Origin of the sequence: Planifilum fimeticola, assembly GCF_003001905.1 — a bacterium.
GTDB lineage: Bacteria > Bacillota > Bacilli > Thermoactinomycetales > DSM-44946 > Planifilum > Planifilum fimeticola.
In genome coordinates, this window is sequence record NZ_PVNE01000003.1 from 1 (window position 1) to 16,545 (window position 16,545).

The following is a 16,545-nucleotide window of genomic DNA, read 5'->3' on the forward strand; positions in this document are numbered from 1 at the left end:
TGGGTTCGTCCTGAACATATAAAAACCTTCCTTCGGAATTGTTTTATTCCGAATTCAACAAAAAAGGCTGTTGACCCTTCTTTGTCAACAGCCTCAAATCGACCGCCTAAAGCGGTCGATTTTTGATTTCCTTCAATACCCGTTTCCTCCATCCCCTCTTCGGACGGAGCATAAAAAGAGGCGGAAAATATTCCGTACTCATAACGAAAGCCGGCCGATCGGCCGGCTGTTGCTTTCGTATACCGCTTCAAAGGGAATTGACCGTCAGCGGGCCCCGCTTCCCGAAAGAACCACCCACACCGTGCGCAGGAGAATCTTCATATCCAGCGCCAGGGACTGATTTCGAATGTAGTACATATCCATTTCAAATTTCTCCCGCGGGGTCGCTTCATAGCCCCCGTTCACCTGAGCCCAGCCCGTCAACCCGGGTTTTACCGTCAGCCGATTTTTGAAACCGGGGATCTCCCGAGCAAATTGCTCCGTGAAACACGGGCGTTCCGGACGGGGACCGATCAGGCTCATGTCTCCACGAAGGATGTTGATCAACTGAGGAAGCTCGTCAATCCGGGTCTTCCGGATGAACCGGCCGACTCGGGTAACCCGGGGGTCATTTTTTTCAGCCCATTGCGGGCCGTTTTTCTCGGCATCCGTGCGCATCGAGCGGAGTTTCAGCACATAGAAGGTTTTTCCGTGAAGCCCCAGCCGCTCCTGGCGATAGAAGATGGGCCCCTTCGACTCCAGTTTGATGGCGATCGCGGTCAGGAGAAGCACCGGAAAGGTGACGATCAAAAAGACAATGGAAAAGACGATTTCAAAAACCCGCTTGATCGTGGGGTACAAGGGAGATACGCTTTCCGGCATCCTTTCGGCAAATGCGTACGCATCGTAATCGCAGACCATTCGTGAACGCATCCGCAACCACTCCTGCTTCCAAATGGTGAAGGCTCCCATCCGCCCCGGGTCATGATGACTTCCGGAAAATGTTACACGAAGATTACAAGGCGTTTACTGTATCAAGTATACTTCAGTTGCTCACCGTTGACAATAGTCTTCGAGCATCCTTTCACAAAGGAGCCACGGCTTCGTCTCCATCCGGCAGGGGCAGATCAGCCTTTCGGCCCATTGTCCCGCCTCTGGATGTCTCTCTATAGATATAGACGTGTTTTGTTGCGAATATGTTTCATCTTCTTTACAGCCCGGTTCAGGAAAGGCGCTGGGCGGCTTCAAGGTAATATTCGTAAGTCATCCGGAGTCCCGTCTTAAGATCGATCCGGGGAGTCCAATCCAGCCATTTTCCCGCCAGTCGGTTGTCAAAGTGGCTGTGCTTGATGTCCCCCGGCCGCTCGGGACCGTATTCCACCCGAATCTCCTTCTCCGTCACCTCCATCAAAATCCGGACGAGCTCCTCGAGGGAGGTGGGAACCCCCGTACCCAGGTTGAAAATCATGCCGCTTCCGCGATGCAGGGCGCGGATGTTGGCGTCGGCGATATCCCCCACATAGACAAAATCGCGGGTTTGTTTTCCGTCGCCGAAGATCGTCAGGGCCTCTTCTCGGAGCACCCGGTCGAGGAAGATGGCGATCACGCCGCCCTCCCCCCTCGGGTCCTGACGGATCCCGTAGACGTTGGCGTAGCGGAGAATCGTGTAATCCAGCCCGTACAATTGCTTGTACACTTTCAGATAACTTTCCGGCGTGTACTTGGAGATTCCGTAATTGGAAAGGGGATCCACCGGGTGTTCCTCATCGATGGGCAAAAAGGCCGGTTCCCCGTAGACCGCCGCCGATGAGGCGTATACGATCTTTCGCACCCCCGAGCGGCGGCACGCTTCAAGCAACCGCAAAGTTCCCAGGATGTTCGTCTCCGCGTCGAACAGGGGATCCTTCACCGAAGTCGGCACGTCGATCTGCGCCGCCTGGTGAATCACTGCCTCCGGCCGCTCCGCCTCCAGAATTTCTCCGATCCGTCGATCCCGGAGGTCCGTTTGGTAAAAGGATGCCTCCGGGTGGATGAAGGCCTTCTTTCCCGTGCTGAGATTGTCCAGAATGATCACTTCATGCCCGAGGTCGATCAAGCGGTCCACAATGTGAGAGCCGATAAAACCGGCGCCGCCCGTTACCATTACCTTCATCGTACATCCTCCCCGCATCCATCCGATGCCATGGTTGAGATCGTGAAAAAACAGTGCAATCTGAACACGGACCCGGAAAAAACCGCCCCCAGGTCAAGAAACGGCCTTCTCCACCGCCTTTAACGACGTTCCGGGATCGATGAATCGACAAAGCGCTCCTGATCCCACAACTGCTTCAGCAGAAGAAAATACCGGTGCGCCAGCGTCCTTCGGTTTCCTTCCCGTTGGACGTAATCCATCCCCCTTTGGGCGATCCGCTCCCGCTCTTCCGGCGGGAAGCTTCGGATTCGGGCGATCGCTTTTGCCAATCCTTCCGGGTCTTCCGCCCCGGCAAACAACCCGACACCGTTTCCCTCGATGATTTCCCTAAGTTCCCCGTCCACGGTCGTCACGATCGGAAGCCCCACGAACATGTAATCGTAAAGCTTGTTGGACCGGGCGCCGCGGAAGATCTCGTTGTCCGCGAGACTGATGATGCTGCAGTCGGCGGCGTGGATGTAATCGTACACTTCCTGCTTGGGAACCGGATCCAGCAGACGGACATTGCTAAGTCCCATCTCTTCCTTCAACCGGATCAGCTTATCCTTCTCCGGCCCGTCCCCGATCAGAACGATGGAGATCCCGGGCTCCAGATGCGCCCCCGCCTTTACGACGACATCCAAGGCGTTGGCAGGCCCGTGGGCGCCGGTGTAGATGGCCACGAACCGATCCGGCGGCATTCCCCACCGCCGGCGGATTTCCTCCCGCCGCGAGGGGTCGGGCTTCCAGGAACCGACCACCACTCCGTTGGGAATCAGGGTGATGCGGTCGGGATCGATTCCCTTGGCGATGATAAACTTCCGCTGGTATTCGGTCAACACCACGATCCGGTCGGAGTGGTTGTACAAAAAGGATTCCAGCCAGCGGAGCAGCCGGATCACCACCGGATTGTTGAGCCTTCCCATATGCAAGAGGGAATCCGGCCAGAGATCTCGGACCTCCAGCACGAAGGAGCATCCCTTCAGCCGGGCGAGCAGCCAGCCGGCCAATCCCGTCAGCAGATGGGGGGAAGAGGCCACCAGCACATCGGGCCTTTTCCGGAACAATCCGGCGAAGAAGAACAACACGGAAAAGCTGACCATGTTGATGATGCGCCGGAGATCGTTGCGCCGGTGGGGAAACGACCACAGCCACTCCAGCTGAAGGCCCGGAATCCTTTGCACCTGCCGCCTTTCGCTTTCCGTGATAAAGGATCGCCGCGGGTGAAGGAACCGGGACATCCACAGGGTCACTTCCGCATGTTCCTTCTCCACCCACTCCCTGGCCAGTTCGAAGTGGCGGGTGATCCCTTCGATGTTGGGCGGCACGGCATAATGGTTGGCAAGCCAAATCCTGAAGGGTTTTCTTTCCATGGATTTCCCCCGTTCCGCGGTCAATTCCCGGTAAAGATCCAGCAGCTTGGCTTCCTCCGCCCCCCAGTTGTATTTTTCCAAATGGGCCCGCCGTCCGTTCTCCCCCATGCGGCGGCGCAGCCGGTCATCCCTGAGCAAAGCCGCGACCTTCTCCGCCATTTCCGCCGGATCGAGGGGGTTGACGGTCAGGCCGCATTCATTCTCCTCCAAGATCTCCCGCCACAAGGGAAAATCGGTGGCAACCACCGGAATTCCCGCCGCCATGTATTCAAACATCTTGATCGGAAGCGATTCGCGGTAATTTTCCACGGGGTGAAGGCAGACCAGCCCCACTTTGCCCTTGGACAGCCATCCGGGAACCTCCCGAAAGGGGATGGTGCCGTGAAGATGAACTCCCTTCTCCTTGAGCCGTTCGGGATCCCGATCCTCCTCATCGATATGTTGGAGCGGTCCGATGAGGTGGAGCTCGGCTTTCAGCTCGGGGGGAAGATGATCCATCATGGCGATCATCTCCCGATATCCACGCAAATAGGAGATTCCCCCCACATACAGGAGCCGGTTGCCTTCCTCCCGATCCTCCCCGTCCATCTCAGGCATCGGAAGCGGGTAATTCTTGATCACCGCCACTTTCCGCGCCCCGGCAAACTGCTCTCCGATCGCCTCCGTCGCGGCGATGACGGCGGAGAGCCGACGGGCAATTCCCTTTTCAATCCGGTGAACCAATCGGGAGACGATCCCGCGCAGACGGGGGGGAATCCACGGTTTGGTGTGGATCTGTTTCGGCAAATCCTCGTGGGAGTCGTACACCACGGGCCGACGGGTCACCCACTTGAGCAGCAGCCCCCAGGGGAGCAATTCCGGATCGTGAAAATGGTACACGTCCGCCTTTGACTGAAGCGCCCTCCGAAACAACAGCCAGCCGGCCAAAAGCCGCCGCAAACGGCTCCGGTGCGAAGGAAGGCCGACAATGCGAATTCCGTTTTCCACCCGCTCGTCAAAATCGGCGACGGCATGGAGTTCCACCCGATAGCCCGCCCGGGCCAGCGAGGCGGCCTGTTTGTGATAGATCCGTGAATCATCGTGCCGATGAACGGAGCTGAAAATCATCACTTTGCGGACCATCCTTCACTCCCCTTTCAGGGGCCCTTCCCTTCAATGATCGGGAAACATCGCAGGGCCGCCAACGGTTCCTTTCCGGCGCGCCTTCTGAAGTTCACCCACCACCACGACAGCCAGGGCGATCCCGTACACGATCCACATCGGGGTGAAGTGAATGGCCGTGCTGGGAACCATTCCTCCGAACAGGTAGCCGATTAAGGCCAACATGCTGGAATGGGCGCCCCAACGGACCAACGGGCTGACTTGGGGGGAGGTTTTCAGCCGCGCCAGCTTCCACAGGCGCCACAGGAGCACCGCATAAAAGATCACATACAGGGCAAAGACGATCACGCCGAAGTTGACCAAAACCTCGGCCCACCAGTTGTGGATGTTCACCTTGTTGTCCAGCAGCTCCCGGTAAGCCTCCATGTGGGCTTCCACATTGCCGGCTCCAACCCCCATGAAGTGGCTCTCTCTCAAAAAGCGCAGGCCGTACATCAGCAAATACCAGCGGATAATGATGCTCATACCCTGGGTGCCGGCTCCCGCCTCCAGCTGCCCGTTCCATTCATCCACATTCCAGGTGGTACCCTGAATGTCCAGAAAGATGCCGAAGGAGGTGGCCAGTTTGTAGCGAGTGGCTCCATTGAAAAGGAGCATGTACATGAATCCCACGATCACCGCGATGGAAATCACCACCCCGGCGCCCTTCAGCCAATTGCGCCAGTTTACAAGCTTCTCCCGGGGCACGGTGAAAGGAAGCGTCATGAACCAGACGATGATCATCAGGGGCAACGCGAAAAAGGTGTTGCCCCTGGATCCCGTAACCAGCAGGCAGTACAGAGCGAAGACGATCGTCAGGTAGACCAGCCCCTTCAGCCGCAGACTTCCCCGCAGGCCGTACAGGGCAATCCCCAGGAAAGGAAGGAGCAGGGTGATGGCGGTCGCCAGATCGTTCTGGTTGGTGAAAACGGAGGTGATCGATGCCACGTTCTGTCCCCAATACCTGGAGGAGGGCAGGTGGATATGGGTGACCGATTCAAAGACCCCGTAGACGACGATGACGAAGAAGGTCCAAAACACCGCCCTGGAGATCCTCCACAGCGACTCTTCCGAACGGATGAAAAAGGGAAAGGTCAGACAGAGGGTGACCATCATGAACAGGAAGATCGTGTAGCGGATGCCCATGCCGGGATCCATGGCCCAGGTCAGGGAAACGATGCTGTAGGCCAGCCAAAAGCCGAAGAAACCCAAATGGGACCGGATTCGGTTCATGTGCACGATATCCAGACGGTGCCGAAAAGCCCACTGAAACAGAAGGAGTCCCAGGAGCACAAAAAAGGTCACGCGAAACAGAGTCAGTTTGAAGTTGGGCGTCACCGGTATCCCAAAAGTGGGTCCCAGCAGGGCGAAGGCCACCATGACCACGAACAGGGTCTGAAGACGTTCTTTTTCGGAATAGGGAAACAGACGCATCGGTTCACCTCCCTTTCAGCAGCTCCGGCAACCGTTGCAGGGCCCCGAAGAAGGACTGGAGCCGGAAAATGCCGGTCGCAAAGACGGACGCAACCACAACAACCAGCCCGAGAAAGTAATAAATCCACTTATTGGACCAATCATCCACCTGGATCCAAGTTATTCCCGCCATCACGGCCAAATAGACCGCCAGGAACAGAAGAATGGAACCCATGCGAAAGTCGACGGGATACGTGGCCCGGGAGCGACGGTGGATGAGGATCACGATAAATAGATATGCGAGCATCGCCATGGCCGACGCCCCCCAATTGCGGAAGAGGGGGATGGCCACAAAATTGCCCAGCACGTAAAAGATCGCCGCGAGGATGAAGATTTGGGAGATCACCTGCGTCTTCTTGTGGATCAGCAGGCCCACCCCGACGATCAGGTGAAAGGTGTTGAGCACCGTCGCCAGGGAGAGCATCCACACGTAAGGGTAAGCCTCAGCAAACTCCGGCTGGCCGGTGGCCAGTTCCATCAAGGGTTGGATGACAAAGCTGAGACCCATGATGGCCAGGGCGGCGACGACGATGAAGGCTCTCCCCACCAGACTGTAGATGCGCGGGGCATCCGCCCGCTCCTTGACCGACATCGCGAAGGGACGCCAAGCCAGCTGAAAGGCGGCGGTGATCAGAGCGATGACGCTGGCGAAGCGGAAGGCCGCCTCGAACAGCCCCGCCTCTTCGCGGGAGGCGAAATAGATGATCATCGGCCGGTTCAGCATGTTCATCATCCAAAAGGCGAGGAGCGTCGGCAAGAGCGGAGCTCCGTAGCGGAGCAGGTGCTTCAAATGATCCCAGCGCACCCTCCGGGTAAACTCTCTTCGAAACATCCAGACCAGAATCAGTGCAACGGCGGCTCCGGCCACCACTTGGCCGACAAAGATCGCGTTGACTCCCCAATCGGTGTATTTCAGAAAGAGCACGTTCAACAGCGCCGAGCCGATGACATAGCTCATGCTCATCGCGTTGAAGGTCCACACTTTCCGGCTGTAGCGTGCGTATGCCAGATTCATCTGGATGACGATGGACGCCACCGTCGCAAGCATAGCCAACGTCAGGAGATATTCATAGCCCGTCGGGCGGCCGTATAAGAGCTGTGCGAGGGGAGAGCCCAATCCCAGAGCGACGATGAGGAAGAGCGTGCAGATCCCCGCGGAGAACAGCGTCGCCGCCGTGAAATAGGCACGCCGTTCCTGCTTCTCCTTGGCATCGAAATAATAAAAGGCGAGGGCGGCATCCGTGCCCAAAATGGACAAGTAGGAGACGATCATCGTGATCGTGTTGGTCAAACCCCAGTCGGCATATTGGCCTGGATTCAGATAGCTCGTGTAGACTGGAATCAGCAGAAAGGCCACCAGCTTGTTTCCCATCTGGGCGATGGCGAAGGCGGCAGAATCAGAAAACAGCTGTTTCAGTTTGGCCAGCATATCCGCACCCTGAACCTTTCTTTCTAATCTTGATGCTCCAGTTTCTCCCCATCCGGCACTTTGCGCAGAGGGCGGGCCGGAACGCCCACGTACACCATTCCCGGTTCCGTGTCCCGGTTGACCACCGCACCGGCGGCGATAAAGCTCTCTTCCGCCACCGTCACTCCCGGCAGGAGAACGGCTCCTCCTCCGACGCGGGCCCCCCGCTTCACCCTCGGTCCCGAGATGTGCTTGAAGCGTTCCTCGGTTCGGCCCATGAAGTTGTCATTGGTGGTGGTCACTCCCGGAGCGATGAACACATGCTCCTCCAGGACGGTGTAGGCGGTGATGTACGCATTGGTCTGGATCTTGGTTCGATCGCCGATCATCACCTGGTTCTCCACGGCCACTCCCCGTCCGATGACGACATCGTCCCCGACGGTGCATTTTTCCCGAATGGTGGCCGCATCGCCGATCATGACGTTTCGTCCGATCCGGCTTCCCCGATAGAGAACCGCAGCGGCCCCGACCGTCACCCCGTCCCCGAGCCGGAGGGGAGACAAATCGGGATCCACTTTCACGGTGCTGGTTTTGGCCGGCTTCGGCCAGCGACCCAGCACGGCCCCGGCGTAAATGGTGACTCCCGATCCGATCAACGTTCCCGCATGGATCACCACGTGAGGGCCGACGATCACATCGGATCCCAGAACCACACCCTCTTCGATGACCGCGAAGGGGCCTACCTTCACGTTTTCACCCATGCGAACGGAATCGTGTATCACGTTCATCAAAACCAACCTCACAGCTTTTCGTAATCGCCGCGGATGTCGCCGATCCCCCTCATCGCGTTGCGCGTGTCGAAGATCACCCGGGCGCGGTCGGCGATCATCCTGTAGTCGAAAGCGCTGTGGTCCGTGGTGATCACCACCGCGTCGGCCCGTTCGATCAGCTCCGGGGTGAGCGGTTCGCTGTGGTAGTCCCGATCCCCGACGCGGAAGGAGGGAATGTGCGGATCGGACACCTTCACGTTCGCTCCGTATTCCTCGAGGAGCCGGATGATCTCCAGCACCGGCGATTCCCGCATATCATCGATATCCCTCTTGTAGGCGACTCCGAGAAGGAGCACCCGGGAACCGTTCAACGGCTTTCCGTGGCGGTTGAGGATCTTCATCAACCGCTCGATGACGAACTCCGGCATGTAATTGTTGATTTCCCCCGCCAGCTCGATCAGGCGGGTGTGGTACTTGTATTCCCGCGCCTTCCAGGTGAGGTAGAAGGGATCGATGGGAATGCAGTGGCCGCCCAGCCCCGGACCGGGATAAAAGGCCATGAACCCGTAGGGCTTGGTTTTGGCCGCCTCGATCACTTCCCAGATGTCGATCCCCATCTTGTGGCACAGGATGGCCATCTCGTTCGCCAGGGCGATGTTGATGTTGCGGAAGGTGTTCTCCAGAATCTTCTCCATCTCCGCGACCGCCGGGCTGGATACCTCAAACACTTCCCCCTCCAGCACCTGACGGTACAGCATGGCCGCCACCCGGGTGCAGGCCGGCGTGACACCCCCCACCACCTTGGGCGTGTTCTTCGTGTTGTACTCCTTATTGCCGGGGTCCACCCGCTCCGGTGAATAGGCGAGATGGAAGTCCCGCCCCACCTTGAGGCCGGTCTCCTCCAAAATCGGCCGGACCACCTCCTCGGTCGTCCCCGGATACGTCGTGCTTTCGAGGACCACCAGCATCCCCGGGTGGAGGTATTTGGCGATTTCCCGGGTCGATCCCTTCACGTAGGAGATGTTGGGCTGCTGGTACTTATCCAGCGGGGTGGGAACGCAAATGGCGACCGCATCCACTTCCCGAATGTGGGAATAATCGCTGGTCGCCCGGAGTCGCCCCTGTTGCACCAGCTCCTTCAGATCCTCATCCACCACATCCCCGATGTAATTGACGCCTTGATTCACCATGTCGACCCGCTTCTGCTGTATGTCGAACCCGATGACCGGATAGCCCGCCTTGGCCTTTTCCACCGCCAGGGGAAGTCCCACGTAGCCGAGGCCGACCACCCCGATCAAGGCACGCTTCTCTTCGATTTTCCTGAGCAGCTCATCGGTGCTCATATCGCTCATCCCTTTGTTCGCGAAATCGACCGCCACGCATCTCCCCACACCCGTTCCGCCTTCCGTACAAAACGGTGCCCCCGGAAAAAAAGTTTCCGTCGTCAGCCCCGCTCGAAGAACCGGCGTACGACCTCCGCCACGTGGCGAACCTTCTCCTCCGGCAGCTCCGGATAGAGGGGCAGGGCCAACGTCCGTCCCGCCGCCTTCTCCGCCCGGGGCAGGCTGCCTTCCCCGTATCCCAAAGAGCGGTATGCCTCTTGCAGGTGGAGGGGGATCGGGTAGTAAACGCCGGAAGCGATCCCGTGCCGCTCCAGGTGATCGATCAGGGCATCCCGTTCCTCGGTCTGGATGATATAAAGGTGGTATACGTGGGATCGATCCGCCGCTTCCACAGGGGTTTCCACCGGCACGTCCCGCAGCCGTTCACTGTAGAGGCGGGCTTTCCGCCGGCGGGCTTCGTTCCACTCCTCCAGACGGCGCAGCTTGACCCGAAGAACGGCCGCCTGCAGTTCATCGAGCCGGCTGTTGTACCCGATCGTGGTGTTGACGTATTTGGAGTCCGGCGTGCGGCCGTGCACCCGGAGGCTGCGCAACTTCCGGGCCAGGGATTCGTCGTCGGTGACGACCATGCCGCCGTCGCCGTATCCGCCCAGGTTTTTGGTGGGAAAAAAGGAGAAACAGGCGGCATGGCCCAGGGAGCCCACTTTGCGGCCCCGGTACTCCGCCCCGATCGCCTGGCAGGCGTCCTCGACGACCCACAGGCCGTGCTCCCGGGCGATCGCCGTCACTTCGTCCATGTCGGCGGGCTGCCCGAAGATGTGAACCGGCATGATCGCCTTGGTTCGGGGGGTGATCCTCTTTTTGACCTCCGAAACGTCCAGGTTGAAGGTGCCGGGATCGATGTCGACAAAAACCGGCGTTGCCCCCACTCGCGAAATCGACTCCGCCGTGGCGAAAAAGGTGAAAGGAGTCGTGATCACCTCATCCCCCGGCCCGATCCCCAGCGCATCCAGCGTCAACACCAGGGCATCGGTACCGTTGGCGACTCCGACTCCGTGGTCCACACCGCAAAGGGCGGCCACTTCCTCTTCCAGAGCTTTCACCTCCGGACCGAGGATATACCGGCCGCCCTCCAACACCCCTTCCACGGCCCTCAGCACTTCTTCACGGATCGACCGGTATTGTGCCTTCAGATCCATCAAGGGGATATTCATCGGTGGTTGCCACCCGCCTTTTTTGGAAATGAAGATCTGAGTGAATCGAGCCGCACGGGCCGGCCGTCAGCCGCCGCCCGATTGCAGGCAACCGCCAGCCCCAGGGCGCGCCGTCCGTCCTCCCCGGTGATTTTCGGCTGCCTGCCGGTCCGGATCGCCTCGGTCATGTCCTCGATGATGCATTGGTGGCCGGGCACCCCGTACGGATCTTCTTCCACTCGGGCAATGGTTGCTTGCGCTTCTTCTTCCGTCAAATCGGCAAACCGCCAGGTTTTGACCCAGTTGGCCGTCGGTCCGCCGATCACCGCCGTCCCCTTCTCACCAAAAATGGCGAGGGACTCTTCCAAATTCCGGGGGTAGACCGTGACCGCCGCCTCGATCACACCGAGTGCTCCGCTCTTGAAGCGGAGCACCGATACGGAGGTGTCCTCCGCCTCGATCCGGCGAATCCGGGTCGCCTGATAGGAGGCGACTTCCTCCACGTCGCCCATCAGCCACAGGAGCAGATCCAGATTGTGAATGGCCTGGTTCATCAGCACCCCGCCGTCCATGGACCGGGTCCCGCGCCAGGGCGCCTGGTCATAGTAGGACTGGTTCCGGTTCCAACGAACGGTGGCATTGGCGTGACCGATGGTCCCGAACGCCCCTTCCTCCATCCGGCGCTTGAGTTCGATCACGGCGGGACGGAAGCGGTTGGGGTGAACCACCGTCATCAACACGCCGTTTTTTTCACAGGCATCAATCATGCGGTCCGCCTCGTCCAGGGTCATGGCCATCGGTTTCTCAACCACCAGGTGCTTTCCGGCCTCCGCCGCCCGGATGGCCAATTCCGCGTGCAGACCGCTGGGGGTGCAGATGGATACCACATCCACCGGGCTGTCTTTCAGCATCTGCTCCAAATCGGTGTAGCCCCGGATGCCCTCTCTGGCAATGGGAGCCATTCGGTCCGGATTCGTGTCGCAGACGGCCACCAGTTCCGCTCCGTCCGTCGCGGCGATGGCATCCACATGTTTTTTGGCGATGTGGCCGCATCCCACGATCCCGTATCGTACCACCCTGACCCCCCTCTTTCAGCCGTGGATGATGATCCCGTATTACTCTTATGTTACAAAAAGATTACAAACCTCACCCTCCACTGTAACATAAACAGTCCCTTTTTTGTATCCCCTTCAACAAACTCCCACAAAAACTTATCGTCGACTTAACAATCGGTGATACAGTTCGATGACCTGGGAGGCGTTCTGCTTCCAGGTGTAGCTGCCGGAGGCGGCATAGGCCCGCTCGCCCATGTCACCGATCAGCCCGCCCTCGTCCTTCAGCAAAATGGTCAAATACTGGGCCAGGCCTTCGGAATCCTCCGGCTTCACCAGATAGCCGGTCTTGCGGTGCTGCACGATCTCCGAAGCCCCCGCGACATCGGTCGCCACAACCGGCTTCCCGCAACCCATCGCCTCCAGCACGACTCCGCCGAATCCCTCGCTCAGGCTGGGCAGGACCACCACATCGCTTCCGTTGATCCAAAGAGGGATTTCATCGTGAGGCCGGCGCCCGGCAAAGGTCACTCTCTCTTCCAGATCGCACTCGCGCACCTGCCGCTTCAGCGCCGAACGGAGCGGACCGTCTCCCACCAAAACCAGGCGGGCCTGCGGCACCTGCTTCACCACCCGGCAAAACGCCTCCAGGAGCACCTGGAGCCCCTTGACGGGTTTCAGGTTGCCGACAAACAGCGCCACTTTTTCCTCCGGCGAAATCTCCAGCTTCTTCCGCGCCGCCTTGGAATCCATGGGATAAAAGCGGCTCGGATCGAAGCCGTTGTAGATGGTGGACACATCCACCCCGGCCACCACCTGCTGGGCCTCTTTCATCAAGAGATTGCTCACCGCGATGATGTGATCGTTCATCCGGAGCGCCTGCTCCGTGTGGCGAAAGACGCCACGGCTCCGATGGGGATACAGGAGGATGTCCGATCCGTGGATCGTGCTGACCACGGGGACGGAAAACTTCTCCTTCAACATCCCGCCGGCATATCCGTCCGGGTAAATGGTATGACAATGAATCAGATCGAAGGGAAAGCGCTCCCGGATCGACGGCAGAACCGACGACAGGGCCATATAATACAACCTGCCGTAGGAAGAAAAAAACATCCCGCCGGGAAACATCCACGTCGGCAGATAATGAATCGGAATCCCGTCCATCACGGCCTGGGCGGGAAACCGTCGATACACCCGCCACTTGGGATACAGGGGAAAGCGGGGAATGGGGGAAAGCACTCGGCATTCCACTCCGGCCTGCTTGAGGGCTTTTACCTGATTATGCACGAATATTCCGGACATGGGATTGGCCGGATTGGGATACATGTGGGATATGACAAGCACTTTTAAACTCATCGCTAATTTTTTCACCTCGCCTCACGCCTTGGCTCTCCGAACGGTTCAGAGCTCTAAATCGCGCATGAGGTGATCCACGATCCGTTCAGCCGCCCGGCCATCCCCGAAAACGGAAGAAACCCGGGTGAAATCCACCTCAAACCGTTCCACAGCCTCCAGAATGGCTGCCTTGTTCGCCCCCGTCAAGCGGTTGGCTCCTTGTTCCACCGTCTCGACCCACTCGGTTTCATCGCGCATCGTGATCACCGGCACTTGGAGAAAAAAGGCTTCCTTCTGAACGCCTCCCGAATCCGTCAGGATTTTCCTGGCGTTCGCCTCCAGTTGGAGCATGTCCAGGTATCCCACCGGTTCGATCACTTTGACCAGGGGATTGGAGAGGGAGAGTTCCATCTGATTCAGCCGGTTCCTCGTCCGCGGGTGCATGGGAAGGACTGCGGGAACGGACAATTCGTTGAAGGCGTCAACAATGGATTTCATCCGCCGGAGATCGTCGGTGTTCTCCGCCCGGTGCAGGGTGATCAGCAAATATTGGCCCGGTTCAAGCTCCAGCTGCTCCAGGATGCGGGACCGATCCTCCGCCAGTTTCCGGTTGTACAGAACCGCGTCCAGCATGACGTCCCCCGTCAAGTGCACACCCTTTGAAATCCCTTCCCGCTCGAGATTTTGGACCGCTGTCCGCGTCGGGCAGAACAGCCATCGGGACAGATGATCGGTCAGCACCCGGTTGATCTCCTCCGGCATCCGCCGGTTGAAGCTGCGCAGCCCCGCCTCCACATGGGCGATCGGAATGTGCATCTTGGCGGCGGCCAAAGCCCCGGCCAGCGTAGAGTTGGTGTCCCCGTATACGAGGAGCAAATCGGGACGCACCTTCTCCAGCACTTCTTCCACTTTGAGGAGCATCTCCCCGGTCTGGGCACCGTGGCTTTTTGAGCCGACGCCCAGATGGTAATCCGGTTGGGGGATGTTCAGCTCGTCGAAAAACACCTTCGACAAACTCGGATCATAGTGCTGACCCGTATGTACGAGGATTTCCTGCGCCCTTCGCCGGAGAACGCGGTGCACCGGCGCCGCCTTGATAAACTGGGGACGAGCACCGACAACGGTAACCACTCTCAATTCGGGAACCCTCCTACTTTAAACATACCTGCGACGAAAAGTCAGATAAACGAAAAAAATATCGGCGAACCACCTTCCCCGAACCACTGCTGAGCTGATCATACATTTTTTTCTTCTTCGAAAGAAGAGAGGTTCCCTCCAAAATGTGCTAATTTGGCGGCCCGGAACCGGAAAGGAGGGATCCCGGCCGACCCGCTCATCCCTGCCCGATGGCAAACATCAGTTCACCTTCCGCGACGGTGCGATCACCGACCCGGGCGACGGCCTTCCCTTTTCCCACCGCTCCTTTCAGCCGGAGGAGCTCCACTTCCAGCCGGAGGACATCTCCCGGTTTCACCTGTCCGCGAAAGCGAAACTTGTCAATCCCCGCAAAAAAAGCCAGTTTGCCGCGGTTTTCCTCCATCCCCAGCACCGCGACCGCCCCCACCTGGGCCAGCGCCTCCACGATCAGCACGCCGGGCATGACCGGGTACTCAGGAAAATGGCCTTGAAAAAACGGTTCATTGACGGTAACATTTTTAATCCCCACGGCGCGCTTTCCGGCCTCCCACTCGACGATCCGGTCGACGAGCAAGAAGGGATAACGGTGCGGGATAATCTCCTGGATTCCCTTTATGTCCAGTTCCATGTCGTCGCTCCTTTCATTCCTGTCGCTGCTCCCATTATAGCGAAAGACCCGGCAAATTTCTATTCAGGGGGATTCGCGTATGATTTTCACTCTTTTTCTTTAAACTAATAAAAGCCCCCGCCTCATCGGGGCAGGGGTTTAAGATAGAAGGGTGCCGGTCGCTGGATCGGCACCCTTTGTTCTCCGTCACATGGTCCGTTGGTTCAGCATTTTGAACTGGAAGAGATAGATAAAGAAGGTGATAAAGGAGAGAGCGATGACGATCCACAGGAAATTCTCGGCATTGGGATAGTCGAAGAGGAGGAGGAACAGAGCCACGTAAAAAAGGAATGTGGTCAGCTTGCCCAACAGATTGGCGGGAACCGTCTTTTTCCCGCGAAAGTGAAAAAAGGCTGATCCGAAAATCATTCCCAAGTCGCGGGCGAATATGGCCAGTGCCGCCCACAGGCTGATACGCTGGGAGATCAGCAAAGAGAGAAAAACCGCCAGCATCATCAACTTGTCCGCCAACGGATCCAGCATGATTCCCAGCTGCGTCACCTGCTTGTTGCGCCGTGCCAGATATCCGTCTATCACATCGGTCAAACCGGCCAGGAGCAGTACCCCGAATGCCCAATAGATCCTCCCCGGGATCTCCGAAAAGTACAGAAACAGATACAGCGGAATGAAAAGAAATCGGATCAGAGTCAGTGTGTTGGGCAGATTCACGCGGGGTCCCTCCTCACGGATTCCCTTTTGTATTATACCCTAAATGCCGAACGGAAACAGCAAAAAACGTGAAAGACCCCGCTCTGCCGCTCTCTCCGGCATGGCGGGTTCTTCTCATCCGTAGACCAGTTGATAAATGTGCCTCCACAGGTCGAGGTCGAACACTTCCAGGGGCGATTGATCACCCAATCCTGCATATCCGATGATCAGTCCGATCAGGAGCGAACCGAACAGCAGCGAAGGAATCCACAATATCTTGACCGCCTTCCTCAGACGGCGCTGTGCGTCCGTCAGCTCTTCCCCCGGTTCCTTCTCCCCCCTGCCGGGAAGGAATTCGGGTAAGCGGAAGAGTTTCGCATTTCCCGGGAAATTCCCCTTTTCGGCCCCGTCCGTTTCCTCATCTTTTCGCCATTTGAGGACACCGACGGGAATCTTCTTCTTTCGAGGCGGTTCCGGGGATTCCTTTTCGGACCTGCCCGTCCCTCTCCCCTTCTCCGGAGGTGCCGTCTCCTTCCCGGAGGCGGATTTCCGATCCGCCTTCCCTTCTTCCGGAATGTCACCGGTTCCGAACCGGGATTCCCCGTCCGGTTGAGGGCTTCCGCCGGAGTTCGGCTCCCGTTCCTGCGATTGGCTCCATTTCATCTTTCCGACGGGCAAACGAGGGGGAGGCTCCGAGGTTTCCTTTTTCGTTTTCAGAGGCGGTGAGGAATGGTTCCGATCCCCCGCCTTATCATCCCCTTGTTGCGCCGCAACCGATTTGTTTAAGGAGGGGGCGGGTTGATCCTCCCCCCCAGAATCTCTTAAACCATCCATAGATGTATTTTTTTTCCACATCA

14 protein-coding genes are annotated in these 16,545 nt (G+C 58.3%); all 14 read right to left on the minus strand.

The features are described 5' to 3' along the window. Positions 1-264: 264 nt before the first annotated feature. Positions 265-861 (minus strand): sugar transferase, encoded by a 597-nt coding sequence (locus tag CLV97_RS02535; protein ID WP_245891350.1) that lies wholly within the window; start codon positions 859-861, stop codon positions 265-267. A 340-nt stretch (positions 862-1,201) separates the two neighbouring features. Continuing rightward, positions 1,202-2,131, minus strand: coding sequence for an SDR family oxidoreductase (locus tag CLV97_RS02540; protein ID WP_106343969.1), 930 nt, complete (start codon positions 2,129-2,131; stop codon positions 1,202-1,204). A gap of 119 nt (positions 2,132-2,250) precedes the next feature. Further along, positions 2,251-4,644 (minus strand): glycosyltransferase family 4 protein, encoded by a 2,394-nt coding sequence (locus CLV97_RS02545; RefSeq protein WP_106343970.1) that lies wholly within the window; start codon positions 4,642-4,644, stop codon positions 2,251-2,253. A gap of 30 nt (positions 4,645-4,674) precedes the next feature. Continuing rightward, complete coding sequence (locus CLV97_RS02550; RefSeq protein ID WP_106343971.1) at positions 4,675-6,096, minus strand: O-antigen ligase family protein; 1,422 nt, start codon at positions 6,094-6,096, stop codon at positions 4,675-4,677. 4 nt (positions 6,097-6,100) lie between these two features. Further along, positions 6,101-7,564, minus strand: a complete 1,464-nt coding sequence (locus tag CLV97_RS02555) for a lipopolysaccharide biosynthesis protein (protein WP_106343972.1) — start codon at positions 7,562-7,564, stop codon at positions 6,101-6,103. 23 nt (positions 7,565-7,587) lie between these two features. After that, on the minus strand, positions 7,588-8,331 hold the full coding sequence (locus CLV97_RS02560; RefSeq protein ID WP_106344124.1) for an N-acetyltransferase: 744 nt from the start codon (positions 8,329-8,331) through the stop codon (positions 7,588-7,590). Between the two features lie 11 nt (positions 8,332-8,342). Then, positions 8,343-9,656, minus strand: coding sequence for a nucleotide sugar dehydrogenase (locus CLV97_RS02565; RefSeq protein ID WP_281257568.1), 1,314 nt, complete (start codon positions 9,654-9,656; stop codon positions 8,343-8,345). Between the two features lie 101 nt (positions 9,657-9,757). Continuing rightward, positions 9,758-10,870 (minus strand): DegT/DnrJ/EryC1/StrS family aminotransferase, encoded by a 1,113-nt coding sequence (locus CLV97_RS02570; protein WP_106343973.1) that lies wholly within the window; start codon positions 10,868-10,870, stop codon positions 9,758-9,760. After that, a complete protein-coding gene (locus CLV97_RS02575; protein ID WP_106343974.1) occupies positions 10,867-11,925 on the minus strand; it encodes a Gfo/Idh/MocA family protein in 1,059 nt (352 codons plus the stop codon). The genes CLV97_RS02570 and CLV97_RS02575 overlap by 4 nt, the downstream gene beginning before the upstream one ends. 135 nt (positions 11,926-12,060) lie before the next feature. Next, positions 12,061-13,257, minus strand: a complete 1,197-nt coding sequence (locus CLV97_RS02580; protein WP_106343975.1) for a glycosyltransferase family 4 protein — start codon at positions 13,255-13,257, stop codon at positions 12,061-12,063. 45 nt (positions 13,258-13,302) lie between these two features. Continuing rightward, on the minus strand, positions 13,303-14,373 hold the full coding sequence (gene wecB / locus CLV97_RS02585; protein WP_106343976.1) for a non-hydrolyzing UDP-N-acetylglucosamine 2-epimerase: 1,071 nt from the start codon (positions 14,371-14,373) through the stop codon (positions 13,303-13,305). Positions 14,374-14,569: 196 nt separating this feature from the next. Continuing rightward, a complete protein-coding gene (fabZ, locus tag CLV97_RS02590; RefSeq protein ID WP_106343977.1) occupies positions 14,570-15,001 on the minus strand; it encodes a 3-hydroxyacyl-ACP dehydratase FabZ in 432 nt (143 codons plus the stop codon). A 186-nt stretch (positions 15,002-15,187) separates the two neighbouring features. Beyond that, the gene (pgsA, locus tag CLV97_RS02595) at positions 15,188-15,709 is read right to left on the minus strand and encodes a CDP-diacylglycerol--glycerol-3-phosphate 3-phosphatidyltransferase (RefSeq protein ID WP_106343978.1); all 522 of its coding nucleotides are present in this window, start codon (positions 15,707-15,709) and stop codon (positions 15,188-15,190) included. Positions 15,710-15,823: 114 nt separating this feature from the next. Then, positions 15,824-16,351: a DNA-directed RNA polymerase subunit beta gene (locus tag CLV97_RS18310; protein WP_211295660.1), complete on the minus strand. Its 528-nt coding sequence runs from the start codon at positions 16,349-16,351 to the stop codon at positions 15,824-15,826. Positions 16,352-16,545 lie beyond the last annotated feature (194 nt).